This window comes from Agrococcus citreus, assembly GCF_039527715.1.
GTDB classification, from domain to species: Bacteria; Actinomycetota; Actinomycetes; order Actinomycetales; family Microbacteriaceae; genus Agrococcus; species Agrococcus citreus.
In genome coordinates this window covers 559,398-572,028 of the sequence record NZ_BAAAKK010000001.1, presented here as the reverse complement: position 1 = coordinate 572,028, position 12,631 = coordinate 559,398, and the positions used below count along the sequence as shown (strand labels likewise).

The 12,631-nt window shown below is 72.1% G+C and carries 15 protein-coding genes; 7 read left to right on the top strand and 8 right to left on the bottom strand.

The features are described from left to right. Positions 1 to 4: 4 nt before the first annotated feature. The 3 genes from ABD106_RS02785 to glgA all read right to left on the bottom strand — a co-directional run bounded on the left by ABD106_RS02785 (position 5) and on the right by glgA (position 2,372). The gene (locus tag ABD106_RS02785) at positions 5 to 253 is read right to left on the bottom strand and encodes a type B 50S ribosomal protein L31 (RefSeq protein WP_343917065.1); all 249 of its coding nucleotides are present in this window, start codon (positions 251 to 253) and stop codon (positions 5 to 7) included. 91 nt (positions 254 to 344) lie between these two features. Then, entirely contained in the window at positions 345 to 1,130 is a 786-nt protein-coding gene (locus tag ABD106_RS02780) for an ABC transporter ATP-binding protein (protein WP_343917063.1), read from the bottom strand. 30 nt (positions 1,131 to 1,160) lie between these two features. Further along, positions 1,161 to 2,372 (bottom strand): glycogen synthase, encoded by a 1,212-nt coding sequence (gene glgA, locus ABD106_RS02775; RefSeq protein ID WP_343917061.1) that lies wholly within the window; start codon positions 2,370 to 2,372, stop codon positions 1,161 to 1,163. Positions 2,373 to 2,452: 80 nt separating this feature from the next. Between glgA and glgC the strand changes: the two genes are divergently transcribed. Together glgC and serB are read left to right on the top strand one after the other, a co-directional pair. Further along, complete coding sequence (glgC, locus tag ABD106_RS02770; protein WP_343917059.1) at positions 2,453 to 3,691, top strand: glucose-1-phosphate adenylyltransferase; 1,239 nt, start codon at positions 2,453 to 2,455, stop codon at positions 3,689 to 3,691. Then, the gene (gene serB / locus ABD106_RS02765; protein WP_343917057.1) at positions 3,688 to 4,332 is read left to right on the top strand and encodes a phosphoserine phosphatase SerB; all 645 of its coding nucleotides are present in this window, start codon (positions 3,688 to 3,690) and stop codon (positions 4,330 to 4,332) included. Before glgC ends, serB begins: the two co-directional genes overlap by 4 nt. 4 nt (positions 4,333 to 4,336) lie before the next feature. Here serB and ABD106_RS02760 read toward each other — a convergent pair whose 3' ends face one another. Both ABD106_RS02760 and fabG read right to left on the bottom strand, forming a co-directional pair. Beyond that, positions 4,337 to 4,729: an SRPBCC family protein gene (locus ABD106_RS02760; protein WP_343917055.1), complete on the bottom strand. Its 393-nt coding sequence runs from the start codon at positions 4,727 to 4,729 to the stop codon at positions 4,337 to 4,339. A gap of 22 nt (positions 4,730 to 4,751) precedes the next feature. Then, a complete protein-coding gene (gene fabG / locus ABD106_RS02755) occupies positions 4,752 to 5,459 on the bottom strand; it encodes a 3-oxoacyl-ACP reductase FabG (RefSeq protein ID WP_343917053.1) in 708 nt (235 codons plus the stop codon). Positions 5,460 to 5,529: 70 nt separating this feature from the next. On the opposite strand from fabG, the gene ABD106_RS02750 reads away from it, so the two are divergent. Genes ABD106_RS02750 through ABD106_RS02740 form a run of 3 tightly spaced genes read left to right on the top strand, consistent with a single transcriptional unit; the run spans position 5,530 to position 7,024 of the window. Then, entirely contained in the window at positions 5,530 to 5,994 is a 465-nt protein-coding gene (locus ABD106_RS02750) for a DUF3099 domain-containing protein (protein ID WP_343917051.1), read from the top strand. Beyond that, positions 5,991 to 6,227: a hypothetical protein gene (locus ABD106_RS02745; protein ID WP_343917049.1), complete on the top strand. Its 237-nt coding sequence runs from the start codon at positions 5,991 to 5,993 to the stop codon at positions 6,225 to 6,227. The genes ABD106_RS02750 and ABD106_RS02745 overlap by 4 nt, the downstream gene beginning before the upstream one ends. Then, the gene (locus tag ABD106_RS02740; RefSeq protein ID WP_343917047.1) at positions 6,227 to 7,024 is read left to right on the top strand and encodes an SURF1 family cytochrome oxidase biogenesis protein; all 798 of its coding nucleotides are present in this window, start codon (positions 6,227 to 6,229) and stop codon (positions 7,022 to 7,024) included. The genes ABD106_RS02745 and ABD106_RS02740 overlap by 1 nt, the downstream gene beginning before the upstream one ends. Before the next feature lie 5 nt (positions 7,025 to 7,029). Here ABD106_RS02740 and ABD106_RS02735 read toward each other — a convergent pair whose 3' ends face one another. Next, a complete protein-coding gene (locus ABD106_RS02735; protein ID WP_343917045.1) occupies positions 7,030 to 7,689 on the bottom strand; it encodes a trimeric intracellular cation channel family protein in 660 nt (219 codons plus the stop codon). Between the two features lie 94 nt (positions 7,690 to 7,783). On the opposite strand from ABD106_RS02735, the gene ABD106_RS02730 reads away from it, so the two are divergent. Then, complete coding sequence (locus ABD106_RS02730; protein WP_343917043.1) at positions 7,784 to 9,409, top strand: HNH endonuclease signature motif containing protein; 1,626 nt, start codon at positions 7,784 to 7,786, stop codon at positions 9,407 to 9,409. Between the two features lie 30 nt (positions 9,410 to 9,439). Here ABD106_RS02730 and ABD106_RS02725 read toward each other — a convergent pair whose 3' ends face one another. Both ABD106_RS02725 and ABD106_RS02720 read right to left on the bottom strand, forming a co-directional pair. Continuing rightward, the gene (locus ABD106_RS02725) at positions 9,440 to 11,002 is read right to left on the bottom strand and encodes an ABC-F family ATP-binding cassette domain-containing protein (RefSeq protein WP_425545718.1); all 1,563 of its coding nucleotides are present in this window, start codon (positions 11,000 to 11,002) and stop codon (positions 9,440 to 9,442) included. A 167-nt stretch (positions 11,003 to 11,169) separates the two neighbouring features. Then, positions 11,170 to 11,925 (bottom strand): isocitrate lyase/PEP mutase family protein, encoded by a 756-nt coding sequence (locus ABD106_RS02720; protein WP_343917039.1) that lies wholly within the window; start codon positions 11,923 to 11,925, stop codon positions 11,170 to 11,172. Between the two features lie 79 nt (positions 11,926 to 12,004). Here ABD106_RS02720 and ABD106_RS02715 point away from each other — a divergent pair, with 79 nt between their 5' ends. Continuing rightward, positions 12,005 to 12,622 carry a biotin transporter BioY gene (locus ABD106_RS02715; protein ID WP_343917037.1) on the top strand — a complete coding sequence of 206 codons (618 nt, stop codon included), beginning with the start codon at positions 12,005 to 12,007 and terminating at the stop codon, positions 12,620 to 12,622. Positions 12,623 to 12,631: the final 9 nt, after the last annotated feature.

The following is a 12,631-nucleotide window of genomic DNA, read 5'->3' as shown; positions in this document are numbered from 1 at the left end:
CGGCTCAGCCGCCGAAGCCCTTGTAGCGGTTCTTGAACTTCTCGACGCGACCGGCGGAGTCCATGATGCGCTGCTTGCCCGTGTAGAACGGGTGCGAGGCGCTCGAGATCTCGACGTCGATGACCGGGTAGGTCTCGCCGTCCAGCTCGATGGTCTTGCTGCTGGTGACCGTCGAACGCGTGAGGTACGTCTCGCCCGAGGCGAGGTCGCGGAACACGATCGGCTGGTAGTCGGGGTGGATCTCGGTCTTCATGTCAGTCCTTGGTCGCTCGAGCGCGGGAAGTCTTCGGCCGTCGTGCTGGCCGACAGACGATTGTATCAGGGATGTCGGGGTCGGGCGAGCCTCAGCGCGTCGCGCGGGCAGACCAGCGGCCGCCCTCGTGCCGCACCTCGAGCGGCAGGCCGAAGGTCTCGGTGAGGCGCGCATCCGTGAGCACCTCGTCGAGCGGACCCGCCGCGACGATGCCGCCGTCGCGCAGCAGCATGCCGTGCGTGAAGCCCGGCGGGATCTCCTCGACGTGGTGGGTGACCATGACGATCGCGGGCGCGAGGCTGCTCGAGGCGTAGTCCTCGAGCGACTGCAGCAGCGACTCGCGCGCGCCGAGGTCGAGGCTGCCGGCGGGCTCGTCGAGCAGCATGAGCTCGGGGTCGGTCATGACGGCGCGGGCGATCTGCACGCGCTTGCGCTCGCCGTCGGAGAGCGTGCCGAAGGTGCGGGTCGAGAGGTCGGCGAGGTCCCACGCATCCATCACCTCGGCCGCGCGCTCGAGGTCGAACGACTCGTAGCGCTCCTGCCAGCGGCCGGTCACGGCGTACGCGGCGGTGAGCACGACGTCGCCGACGCGCTCGGTCGGGGGGATGCGGCGCGCGAGCCCGGTCGCGGCGATGCCGATGCGCGTGCGCAGCTCGAAGACGTCGACCTTGCCGATCCGCTCCCCCAGCAGGTCGACGGTGCCCGAGGTCGGGTGCGCGTGCGCCGAGGCGAGCTGCAGCAGCGTCGACTTGCCGGCGCCGTTCGGGCCGAGGATCACCCAGCGGTCGGTCTCGTCGACCTTCCACGCGACGGAGTCGAGGATCCGGTTGCCGCTGCGGACGAACGAGACGTCGGTGAGCTCGAGGACACTGGCCATGCCTGCGAGCCTACCGAGCGCGAGCCTGGCTCAGCTCCGCGAGGCGTCGCCGGCGCGCTCCGCGATGACGGTCGCGTAGACCTCGCGGGTCTGGTCGGCGATCCGACCCCAGTCGAAGCGCTCCCTGGCACGCTCGCGACCGGCCTCGCCCATCCGTCGTGCCGCCTCCGGGTCGGCGAGCATGCGGCGCAGCGCGTCGGCGAGGTCGGCGACGTAGCGGTCGGGATCGGTGGGCGTGCCGGTGCCGTCCTGCACCTGGTCGATCGGCACGAGGAAGCCGGTGACGCCGTCGTCGATCACCTCGGGGATGCCGCCGGTCGCGCTGCCGACGACGGGCGCGCCGCACGCCATCGCCTCGAGGTTCACGATCCCGAGCGGCTCGTAGACGCTCGGGCAGACGAAGGTGGTCGCGTGCGTCAGGAGCACCCGCAGGTCTTCCCGCGGCAGCACGTCGTCGATCCAGACGACGCCGCCGCGCGTGGTCTGCAGCTCGGCGACGAGGGCCTTGACCTCCGCGAGGATCTCGGGCGTGTCGGGCGCGCCCGCGCACAGGATGAGCTGCACGTCCTCGGGCAGCTCGCGGGCGGCGCGCAGCAGGTGCGGGAGCCCCTTCTGGCGCGTGATGCGACCGACGAACACCACCGACGGATGCTCGGGGTCGAGCCCGAGCTCGCGGGCCCGGTCGGCGTCGGGGTTGGGCGCCCACGCATCCAGGTCGATGCCGTTGTAGATCGTCACCACCCGGTCGGGGTCGAGCGCGGGGTACGAGCGGAGGATGTCGGCGCGCATCCCGTCCGAGACGGCGATGACGCGATCCGCCGCCTCGTAGGCACGGCGCTCGATGTCGCTCGAGAGGCGGTAGCCGCCGCCGAGCTGCTCGGCCTTCCACGGCCGCAGCGGCTCGAGCGAGTGCGCGGTGACGACGTGCGGGATGCCGTGGAGCTCCTGGGCGAGCCTGCCCGCCTCGTTGGCGTACCAGGTGTGCGAGTGCACGAGCTCGGTGCCCGCGACGGCGTCGGCGATCTGCAGGTCGACCGCGAGCGTCTGCAGCGCGCCGTTCGCGTCGGCGAGCTCGGCGGGCACGTCGTAGGCGGTCACGTCCGCCTCGTCGCGCGGCTGCCCGAAGCACCGCACCTGCACCTCGATCGAGCGCCGCAGCGCCTTCACGAGCTCGGCGGCGTGGACGCCGGCGCCCCCGTAGACCGCGGGCGGGTACTCCTTGGTGAGCAGGTCGATGCGCATGCGCTCACGCTACCCGCGCCCGCCGCCGCGCGCCGGGACTTCCCTGGTGATCCCCAACTGTGGGACATAGGGTTGCGCGCATGGACAAGAAGGTCTTCGGGATCGTGCTGGCCGGTGGCGAGGGCAAGCGGCTCATGCCGCTCACGGCGGATCGGGCCAAGCCCGCGGTGCCGTTCGGCGGCACCTATCGCCTCATCGACTTCGCGATCTCGAACCTCATCAACTCGAGCCTGCGGCAGATCGTCGTGCTCACGCAGTACAAGTCGCACTCGCTCGACCGGCACATCTCGCAGGTGTGGCGGATGTCGTCGATGCTCAACTCGTACGTCACCTCCGTGCCGGCGCAGCAGCGCACGGGCAAGCACTGGTTCGCAGGATCCGGCGACGCGATCTTCCAGTCGCTCAACCTCGTCGCCGACGAGAAGCCCGACATCGTCGTCGTGGTGGGCGCCGACCACGTGTACCGGATGGACTTCCGCGACATGATCGCGGCCCACATCGCGTCGGGTGCGCGCGCGACGGTCGCGGGCATCCGCCAGCCGATCGAGCTCGCGAACCAGTTCGGCGTGATCGAGGAGGACGAGGAGCGCGACGGCTTCATCAAGGCCTTCCACGAGAAGCCGTCCGACGCCGCCCAGTACGCCGTCGGCCCGGGCGAGGTGCTCGCCTCGATGGGCAACTACGTCTTCGACGCGGACGCGCTCGTCGAGGCCGTGACCGTCGACAACGAGCTCGAGGGCTCGGGCCACGACATGGGCGGCGACATCGTGCCGTGGTTCGTCGAGCGCGGCGAGGCCGCCATGTACGACCTCAAGAACAACACGGTGCCGGGCGCGACCGAGCGCGACAAGTACTACTGGCGCGACGTCGGCACGATCGAGTCGTTCTTCGACGCGCACATGGACCTGATCTCGGCGCTGCCCATCTTCAACCTCTACAACCGCGAGTGGCCGATCTACACGCAGACGGTCAACGCGCCGCCCGCGAAGTTCACGCGCGACGCGTGGGGCCGCGCCGCCGACGTCAACGAGGCGATCGTCGGTGCCGGCTCGGTCGTGCAGGGCGCCTCGATCGTGCGCAGCGTCGTCTCGCCGTGGTGCACGGTCGATGCGGGCGCGACGGTCTCCGACGCGATCCTCTTCGACCAGGTGCACGTGGGCGCCGGCGCCGTCGTGCGCCGCGCGATCATCGACAAGGCCGTCGAGATCGGTCCGGGCGTGCAGATCGGCGTCGACCACGAGGCGGATCGGGCGCGCGGCTTCGCGATCTCGACCTCCGGCATCGTGACGGTCGGCAAGGGCCAGAAGATCATGCGGTGAGGACGGCCAGCCTGCTGGTCGTCACCGACGTCGACTCGACCCTCATCCGCGACGAGGTCATCGAGCTGCTCGCGCGCGCCGTCGGGCCCGACGCGGAGCGGCACGTCGCCGCCGTCACCGAGCGCGCCATGCGCGGCGAGCTCGACTTCGCCGCCTCGCTCGCAGAGCGGCTGCTCGTGCTCGAGGGGCTGCCGGCGTCGATCGTCGACGACGCGCGCGCACAGATCACCGTCACCGATGGCGTGCCCGACCTCATCGCCGAGGTGCACGCCCGCGGCGGCGCGATCGCCGCGGTGTCGGGCGGATTCCACGAGGTGCTCGACCCGCTCGCGGCCGAGCTCGGCATCGATCACGCGCGGGCGAACCGCCTCGAGGTCGCGGATGGGCGGCTCACCGGCCGCTCGATCGGCCCGGTCATCGACGGCCCGGCGAAGCGCGACACGCTCGAGTCGCTGCGGCTGAACCTCGGCGTGCCGACCGAGCGCGTGGTCGCGGTCGGCGACGGCGCGAACGACCTGCTGATGATGGCGGCCGCCGGCATCTCGGTGGCGTTCTGCGCCAAGCCGGCGGTACGCGTCGCGGCGACGCACGTCGTCGACGTGCCCGACTTCCGCGAGCTGCTCGCGCTGCTGCCCGACTGAGCGGTCACGCCTCCAGGAGCGAGCGCAGCCGTTCGAGGTCGGCTGCGACGGCCGCGGCGTCGGCCTCGAACGCATCCGTCGTCACGCCCTCGAGCCGACGGAGCGAGAAGACGACCTCGGCGCCGAGCGGATGCGCGACGACGCGGAGCGGGTTGTGCACGGTCGAGCCGTCGGGCAGCGTCACGTCGTGATCGAGCACGCCGAGGTCGTTGGCGGCGGCGAATCGCACGCGCACCTCCCCCATCGGCGAGTCGACGACGAGCGCGTCGCCGTCGACCCGGATCGTTCCGGCGGCGAGCCCCGCCGCCCACTCCGGCAGGTGCCGCGGGTCGCGCGCGAACGCCGCGACCTCGGCGGGATCGCGCCGGATCACGACGCTGAGGTGCCGCGACTCCATGCTTGCGCCGAGCGGTCGCTGCCTAGTGGCCCATGCCGAGGCCGCCGTCGACGGGGATGACGGCACCCGAGATGTAGGCGGCCTCGTCGCTCGCGACCCAGCGGACGACGGCGGCGATCTCCTCGGGCGAGCCGTAGCGGCCCGCCGGGATGGCCTTCTTGTACTCGGCCTGCGTCGCGTCGTCGAGCGCGGCGGTCATGTCGGTCTCGATGAAGCCGGGCGCGACGACGTTCGCGGTGATGCCGCGGGCGCCGAGCTCGCGCGTGATGGAGCGGGCGATGCCGACGAGGCCGGCCTTCGAGGCGGCGTAGTTCACCTGGCCGGGGCCGCCGTAGAGGCCCACGACGCTCGAGATGAGCACGACGCGGCCCCACTTGGCGCGCAGCATGCCCTTCGACGCCCGCTGGACGACGCGGAACGCGCCGCCGAGGTTGGTGTCGACGACGTCCGAGAAATCCTGCTCGCTCATGCGCATGAGCAGCGTGTCGCGCGTGATGCCGGCGTTGGCGACCACGACCTCGACGGGTCCGAGCTCGGCCTCGATCCGGGCGAAGGCCGCGTCGATCGACGCCGCATCGGTGACGTCCGCGGCCACGGCGAGCGCACCTTCGGGGCCGGAGCCGTCGCGGGAGGTGATCGCGACGCGGTGGCCGGCGTCGAGGAAGGCCTGGGCGATCGCGCGGCCGATGCCGCGGTTGCCGCCGGTGACGAGCACGGTGCGAGAGGTCATGCCCGCAAGCCTATGGCTCCGCCCAGAGCACAGCCGGAGCAGGGCTCGCGGGCGTAGACTCCTAGGAGCCATGCGAGCTCGATCCGAGTCGATCACCGACCTCCCGATGTCCCCTGATGAGGAGCGTCAGAGGCGATTCCGGCTGTACCTGATCCTCATGCTCGTGCGCGTCGCCTCCCTCGGCGTCTTCTTCGTCGTGCCCGGCTGGTGGAAGCTCATCCCCGCGTTCCTCGCCGTCTTCCTGCCGTACTTCGCGGTCGTGATCGCCAATGCCTCGTCGCGTGGGCCCGTCGAATCGGGGCGCATCGCCCCGAACGCGCTGCCCGCCGCGCCGACCGTCGTCGATCGCCCGCAGGCGCCGGCTTCGAGTGGATCTGCGCCGAGCCAGCCTGGTTCGAGCGGACCGGAGCCGTGGACGCCTGGTTCGAGCGAACAGGAGCCGTGGACGCCCGGTTCGAGCGGACAGGGATCGAGGGACCCAGAACCGACCGGACACGAGCCGAGGGATGCGGAGCCGAGGGAGTCGGCCGCGTGAGCCTGCTCTCGATGCTCGACGGCGATGCCGGCGCGCGGTGCTCGGCCGCGGGCTGCGCCGCGCCCGCCGTGCACGCGCTGCACTGGCGCAACCCGCGCATCCACAGCGACGACAGGGTGAAGACGTGGGCCGCGTGCGGCGCCCATCGCGACTCCCTCGCCGCCTGGCTGCGCTCGCGCGCCTTCCCCGTCGCGGTGACCGCCTTCGGCGAGACGGTCGAGCGGGTCGCCTGATGCTGCGCCTCCTCCGCGAGCCTCGCTGGCTCGGCTACTTGGCGCTGGCCGTCGTCTTCGCGCTCGTGTGCTGCTTCCTCGGCTGGTGGCAGTGGGACCGGCGCGAGCAGGCGCTCGCCGCCATCGACCGGCTCGAGTCGAACTACGATCGCGCGCCCACGGCGGTGGCGGATGCGCTGCCGACGCTCGACGGGTTCGACGTCGACCAGCAGTGGACTCCCGTGCTGCTCGAGGGCGAGTACGTCGTCGAGGAGGAGCTCCTGCTGCGCGGTCGCTGGCGCGAGGGCCAGGTCGGCTTCGACGTCGTGACGCCGTTCCGCACGCTCGACGGCACGCTCTTCATCGTCGATCGCGGCTGGATCGACCAGGCGGAGGGCGCGGAGGCGCCCATCTCGTCGCCGGAGACCCCCGAGGGGCGCACGACCGTCGTCGCGCGCCTGCGGCCGAACGAGGGCGCCATCGCGGGCCGCGGCGCGCCGGAGGGGCAGATCGCCTCGGTCGACCTGCCGTCGCTCGCGGCGGCGCTCGGCGAGCCCATGCACACGGGCGCGTACGGGCTGCTCGTCACCGAGGGCGGCGAGGTGCCCGACGATGTGGCGGTCGCCGCGCGACCGGTGCTCGACGAGGGCCCCCACCTGTCGTACTCGCTCCAGTGGTACGTCTTCGCGCTCGGCGGCTTCGCGGCACTCGCGTGGGCGCTGCGCGACGCCCGGCGCGGCGACGCCATGCCGGTCGAGCGGCCGGGCCGGCGCCGCAGCGATGCCGACATCGAGGACGACATCCTCGATCGCCGCTGACGCGGTCAGTCCCGGATCGTCGGGATCGCCTCCGTCTTGAGCGACGGCAGGTGCCAGCGCAGCAGCTCGCTCATGATGCGGAGGGCGGTGACGAGCGCCGCGAGCAGCGCGAGCACGATCCAGTGGCCATAGCCGAGGTGCACAGCGGCCGCGGCGGCGCTCGAGCCGACGAGCGCCGGCAGCAGGTAGAGCCGCGAGTCGCGCCGGAAGACGGCCGGGATGTCGTTGGCGAGCGCGTCGCGCAGCATGCCGCCGCCGATGCCGGTCAGCATGCCGACGAACGCGGCGCCGACGGGCCCGACGCCGAAGTCGATGGCCTTGCGCGCGCCCTCGACGGCGAACACGCCGAGCCCGATCGCGTCGAACACGAGCACGGGCTTGTCGAGCCGCTCCATCCAGCGGTGCAGCGCGAAGACGACGAGCGCTCCGCACAGGGCCACCGCGAGCATCCACCAGTCGACGAGCGCGGCGACCGGGGTCGCGCCGATGAGCACGTCGCGCAGCATCCCGCCACCGGTCGCGGTGACGACGGCGAGCCCTGCCATGCCGACGACGTCCATGCGCTTCTGCACGGCGAGCAGTGCGCCCGAGATCGCGAAGGCGAGGATGCCGATGATCGAGAACGTCTGGCGGGCGACGGCGAGCCAGCCGGTGGCATCCTCCATCGCCGTCTCCCCTCGTCATGCGCCGAAGGGCGCTCGATCGTGCTCCCCTCGAGCATGCCACGGCCATGTCAGTGGTCGGGTGCATGATGCGCGCATGGACGACGACTGGGGCATCGATGCCGAGGCCTACATCGAGGCGATCCGGGCTGGTGCGCTCGATCCGCATGGGTTGTCGGCTGATGAGCTGCAGGCGTCGCTCGATGCGTATGACGCGGAGCTGACGGAGCGGCTGCTGTCGATGTCGGCGGAGGAGGTCGAGCGCGGTGCGCAGATCCCGCCGGTGCCGCCGGAGTCGGAGGCGCAGCGGCGGTTGCGGCTCGATGCCGAGTTCGCGGCGCGCAGCCGAGCGCTCGAGACCCGCGCCGCACGCGTCGCGGGCGAGCAGCGGGAGCTCATGGCCGCCCACGTGCAGCGGGTGATCGACCTGCCGGGCGATCCCGGTCCGAAGATGCGCGAGCTGGCGTCGTTCGCCTCGGCCGAGCTGGGGCTCAGCGGTGTCGCGGTCGAGCGTCGGATGACGGAGGCGTGGACGGTCGTGACCGAGCTGCCGGCGGCGCACGAGGCGGCCGCGGCGGGTCGGATCACGACGAGCCATCTGCGGGTGATCGAGGCCGAGACGCGCGCGGCGCGGCTCGACCCGGGTGTCGATGCCGAGCAGCGCGACCGGGTGGTGGTGGCGCTGGTGGAGATCGCGGCGTCGACGAGTCCTGGCCGGTTGCGGAAGCGGGCGAAGTTCATCGTGAACGAGGTGCTGTCCGAGCCGCTGCAGGTGCGGCACGACGCGGCCCGGGATCTGCGGCGGGTGGAGCTGTTCGATGCCGGTGACGGCATCTCCGACCTGGTCGTGCGCGGGCCCTCGCTGGAGCTGACGGCGGCCTTCGACCGGCTCACGCAAGCGGCGCGCGGCAAGCCGAAGGAGGATCCGCGCAGCTTCGACCAGTTCCGGGCCGACGCGGCGCAGGAGCTGCTGCTGGCGGGGGTGGTGCCGGAGGACCTGCACGGGATCTCGGCGATCCGGGCGACGGTCGGGATCCTCATCCCCGCCACGACGCTGCTGCACGATGACGTCGAGCAGGACGCGGCCATCCGGGCGCTCGACGCGCCGGCGTCGCTCGATGGGCGGGTGCTCGTCGATCGCGACACGGCCCGCCGGATCGCGGCGCAGACGGCGACGTGGGAGCGGCTGTTCACCGACCCGGTCACCGGCACCGTGGTCGCGGTCGACAGTCGCCGGCAGACGGGCAGGCAGAAGGCGTGGCTGCAGGCGAGGGACGGCTGGTGCCGCGCGATCGGCTGCGCGAACCCCGCCCGCACCGCCGACGTCGACCACACCGTCGCGTGGGCCGACGGCGGGCAGACGCGGCTCGACAACCTCGAGCACCTGTGCCGCCACTGCCACCTCCTCAAGCACGACTCCCGCTGGCAGGTGCAGCAGCTGGCCGGCGGGGTGCTCGAATGGACCTCAGCGATCGGCCAGGTGCTGCGCACGAACCCGGAACCCATCGGGCCCGTCTTCACCGACCTGCCCAGACGCAGCTCCGAACCGACGCTCACCCCAGCCCAGAAGCGCAAGCGCCGCAGCGAGGTCGCCGACCAGATGCGCGCCGAGACCGCACGCTGGAACGACCCCGCCACCAGACCGGAACCCGGGGCCCTGCCCGCGTCCGTCCCGTGGGCCGAGCACACGGCCGAGTGGACCGGACCGCCACCGCCGTTCTGACCCCGCCGCGGCGCGGGAAGCGCGGTGGTGCTAGGCGAGACCGATGAGGTCGAGGTACTCGGGGTTCCAGAGGTCCTCGGTGCCGTCGGGCATGATGAGCACCCGCTCCGGGTCGAGCGCCTCGACGGCGCCCTCGTCGTGGCTCACGAGGATGACGGCGCCCTCGTAGGCGCCGAGCGCACCGAGGATCTCCTCGCGGCTCGCCGGGTCGAGGTTGTTCGTGGGCTCGTCGAGCAGCAGCAGGTTCGCGCTCGAGACGACGAGCATCGCGAGCGAGAGGCGCGTCTTCTCGCCGCCGGAGAGCACGCGCGCGGGCTTGTCGGCGTCATCCCCGGTGAACAGGAACGAGCCGAGCACGCGACGCGCCTCGGTCGACGTGATGTCGGGAGACGCCGAGAGCATGTTCGACAGCACGGAGCGCTCGACGTCGAGCGTCTCGTGCTCCTGCGCGTAGTAGCCCACGCGCAGGCCGTGCCCGCGGTCGATCTCGCCGGTGTCGCTCTCTGAGACCCCCGCGAGGATCCGCAGCAGCGTCGTCTTGCCCGCACCGTTGAGGCCCAGGATGACGACGCGCGAACCGCGGTCGACCGCGAGGTCGACGGCCGTGAAGATCTCGAGCGACCCGTACGACTTCGAGAGGTCGCGCGCCATGATGGGCGTCTTGCCCACCGGCGCCGGCTTGGGGAAGCGCAGCTTCGCGACGCGGTCGACGGCACGCACGTCCTCTAGACCCGAGCGCATCCGCTCGGCACGCTTGGCCATCTGCTTCGACGCGACGGCCTTCGATGCCTTCGCACCCATCTTCGCCGCCTGCAGCTCGAGCTGGGTCGCCTGCTTCTCGACGTTCGCGCGCTCGCGCTTGCGCCGCTCGGCATCCGACTCGCGCTGCCGCAGGTAGAGCTTCCATGACATATTGTAGATGTCGATGACCTGGCGGTTCGCGTCGAGGTAGAAGACGCGGTTCACCGTCTCCTCGACGAGCTGCACGTCGTGGCTGATGATGAGCAGCCCGCCCTGGTAGCCCTTGAGGAACTCGCGCAGCCAGACGACCGAGTCGGCGTCGAGGTGGTTGGTCGGCTCGTCGAGGAGCATCGTGTCGGCACCCGAGAAGAGGATGCGCGCGAGCTCGATGCGCCGTCGCTGACCGCCCGAGAGCGTCTCGAGCGGCTGGTCGAGGATGCGGTCGGGCAGCTGGAGGTTCGACGCGATCGCCGCCCCCTCAGCCTCTGCCGCGTAGCCGCCGAGTGCGAGGAAGCGGTCCTCGAGGCGGCCGTAGCGACGCATCGCCTCGTCGGCGACGGCGCCGCCCGCGCCCATCTGCTCGGTCGCGATGCGCATGCCCTCGACGATCTCGCCGAGGCCCCGGGCGTCGAGGATGCGTCGGCGAGCGGTCTGCTTCGGGTCGCCGGAGCGCGGGTCCTGCGCGAGGTAGCCGATCTCGCCGCTGCGCTCGACCTTGCCAGAGAAGGTGTGCCCGTCGCGGTCGTCGCTGATGCCGGCGAGCACCTTCGTCATCGTGGTCTTGCCGGCGCCGTTGCGGCCCACGAGGCCGATCTTGTCGCCCCGCTCGATGCGGAACGAGACGTCGGTCATGAGCGTCCGTGGGCCGACGGAGAGCTCGAATCCGGACACGGCGATCACGCGCGGGAGCCTCTCTCGATGCGGGTTGGGGATGCGGCTCGCGTTGAGCGAGCCAGCCGTCCAGTCTACCAGCGGAGCGGCGCGAGCGGGGCGAGCCCCGGATCGACGTCAGGTCGCCGTCACCGCCAGGGGCGGACGAGCTCCGTGATCGTGTCGGTGAGCGCCATCTGCAGCAGCGGACCGAACGTGACGCGCCGCGCGCCGATCGCACGGATCTCGTCGAGACCGCCGACCACCGACCCCTGCACCGGGTGCGCCGTGACGTTCACCGGCAGCGACACCTGCGTGAGGATCGCCGTGAGCGCCTCACGGGTCGGCGGCTTGACCGGGTAGAGCGAGCGCGCGCCCGCCTGCTCGGCGAGCTCCATGCGGAGGATCGCCTCCTCGAGCGGGTCGCCGCCGTGCAGCTCAGGCCGCGCGAACGCGTCGGTGCGCGCGTTGATGACGACGTCGACGCCTGCGGCATCGGCGGCGGCGCGCAGCCCCGCGACGTAGTCGGCGTGCTCCTGCGCCTCGCGCATCCGCCCCTCGCCGTGCACCGTGTCCTCGACGTTGAGCCCGACCGCCCCCGCGGCGAGCAGCCGGTCGATGAGCTCGGCGGGTTCCGCCCCGTAGCCCGACTCGACATCTGCCGACACGGGCACGTCGACGGCTGCGGTGATGCGCGCGATCCCCTCCATCGCGTCGTCGAGGCTCATGCCCTCGCTGTCCTCCTGGCCGCGCGACTCGGCGAGCGGGTGGCTGCCGATCGAGATGGCGCCGAAGCCGGCGTCGACGAGCGTGCGAGCCGACCACGCGTCCCATGCGGTCGGGAGCACGACGAAGCCGTCGTGCATGGTCAGGAGTGCGGTGGCCTTTGCTGCGAGATCGCTCATGGGCCCGATCGTAGGCCGCCGCCGCGCTCCCAGGCTATGGATGCGGTGTGCGGCCGGGTGGCGGCCCTAGGCTGACCGCATGACCGTTGCGCTCCCGCTCCCCCGCCGCTCCGTCCTGGCCGATGCGCTCGTCGGCCAGCGCACGCTCACGAAGGACCTGCTGCTCGTCGCGACCGGCATCGCCGTCGTCGCCGCGCTCGCCCAGGTCGAGATCCCGATGTGGCCGGTGCCCATCACCGGGCAGACGCTCGGCGTCATGCTCGTCTCCGCCGCGCTCGGCTTCCGCCGCGGCGTCGCCGCCATGGTCGGCTACCTCGCGCTCGGCGTCGCGGGCGCCCCGATCTTCGCGACCTTCACCGGTGGCATCGCCGCGGTCGGCAAGCCGAGCTTCGGCTTCATCATCGGCTTCGTCGCGACCGCCGCGGTCGTCGGCTGGCTCGCCGAGCGCCGCTGGGACCGCCGGCCGCTGCTCGCCATCGCGCTCTTCGGCGCCGCGAGCCTCATCCCCTTCGCGTTCGGCATCCCCTACATGGCGGCGGTGCTCGCGGCGATGGGCGCTCCCGTCGACCTGGCCGGCGCGCTCGGCCTCGGCTTCCTGCCGTTCATCGTCGGTGGCATCGTCAAGTGGGCGATCGCCGCAGCGGCGATGCCCGCCGCGTGGGCCGGCGTGCGTGCCCTCGACCGCAGCGACGACTGACCGCATTCG

Bases quoted from the DNA above. Each gene is read 5' to 3' on its own strand.
- ABD106_RS02785 (WP_343917065.1), bottom strand. From the start codon at position 253: ATGAAGACCGAGATCCACCCCGACTACCAGCCGATCGTGTTCCGCGAC.
- ABD106_RS02780 (WP_343917063.1), bottom strand. From the start codon at position 1,130: ATGGCCAGTGTCCTCGAGCTCACCGACGTCTCGTTCGTCCGCAGCGGC.
- glgA (WP_343917061.1), bottom strand. From the start codon at position 2,372: ATGCGCATCGACCTGCTCACCAAGGAGTACCCGCCCGCGGTCTACGGG.
- glgC (WP_343917059.1), top strand. From the start codon at position 2,453: ATGGACAAGAAGGTCTTCGGGATCGTGCTGGCCGGTGGCGAGGGCAAG.
- ABD106_RS02760 (WP_343917055.1), bottom strand. From the start codon at position 4,729: ATGGAGTCGCGGCACCTCAGCGTCGTGATCCGGCGCGATCCCGCCGAG.
- fabG (WP_343917053.1), bottom strand. From the start codon at position 5,459: ATGACCTCTCGCACCGTGCTCGTCACCGGCGGCAACCGCGGCATCGGC.
- ABD106_RS02750 (WP_343917051.1), top strand. From the start codon at position 5,530: ATGCGAGCTCGATCCGAGTCGATCACCGACCTCCCGATGTCCCCTGAT.
- ABD106_RS02740 (WP_343917047.1), top strand. From the start codon at position 6,227: ATGCTGCGCCTCCTCCGCGAGCCTCGCTGGCTCGGCTACTTGGCGCTG.
- ABD106_RS02735 (WP_343917045.1), bottom strand. From the start codon at position 7,689: ATGGAGGATGCCACCGGCTGGCTCGCCGTCGCCCGCCAGACGTTCTCG.
- ABD106_RS02730 (WP_343917043.1), top strand. From the start codon at position 7,784: ATGGACGACGACTGGGGCATCGATGCCGAGGCCTACATCGAGGCGATC.
- ABD106_RS02725 (WP_425545718.1), bottom strand. From the start codon at position 11,002: ATGACCGACGTCTCGTTCCGCATCGAGCGGGGCGACAAGATCGGCCTC.
- ABD106_RS02720 (WP_343917039.1), bottom strand. From the start codon at position 11,925: ATGAGCGATCTCGCAGCAAAGGCCACCGCACTCCTGACCATGCACGAC.
- ABD106_RS02715 (WP_343917037.1), top strand. From the start codon at position 12,005: ATGACCGTTGCGCTCCCGCTCCCCCGCCGCTCCGTCCTGGCCGATGCG.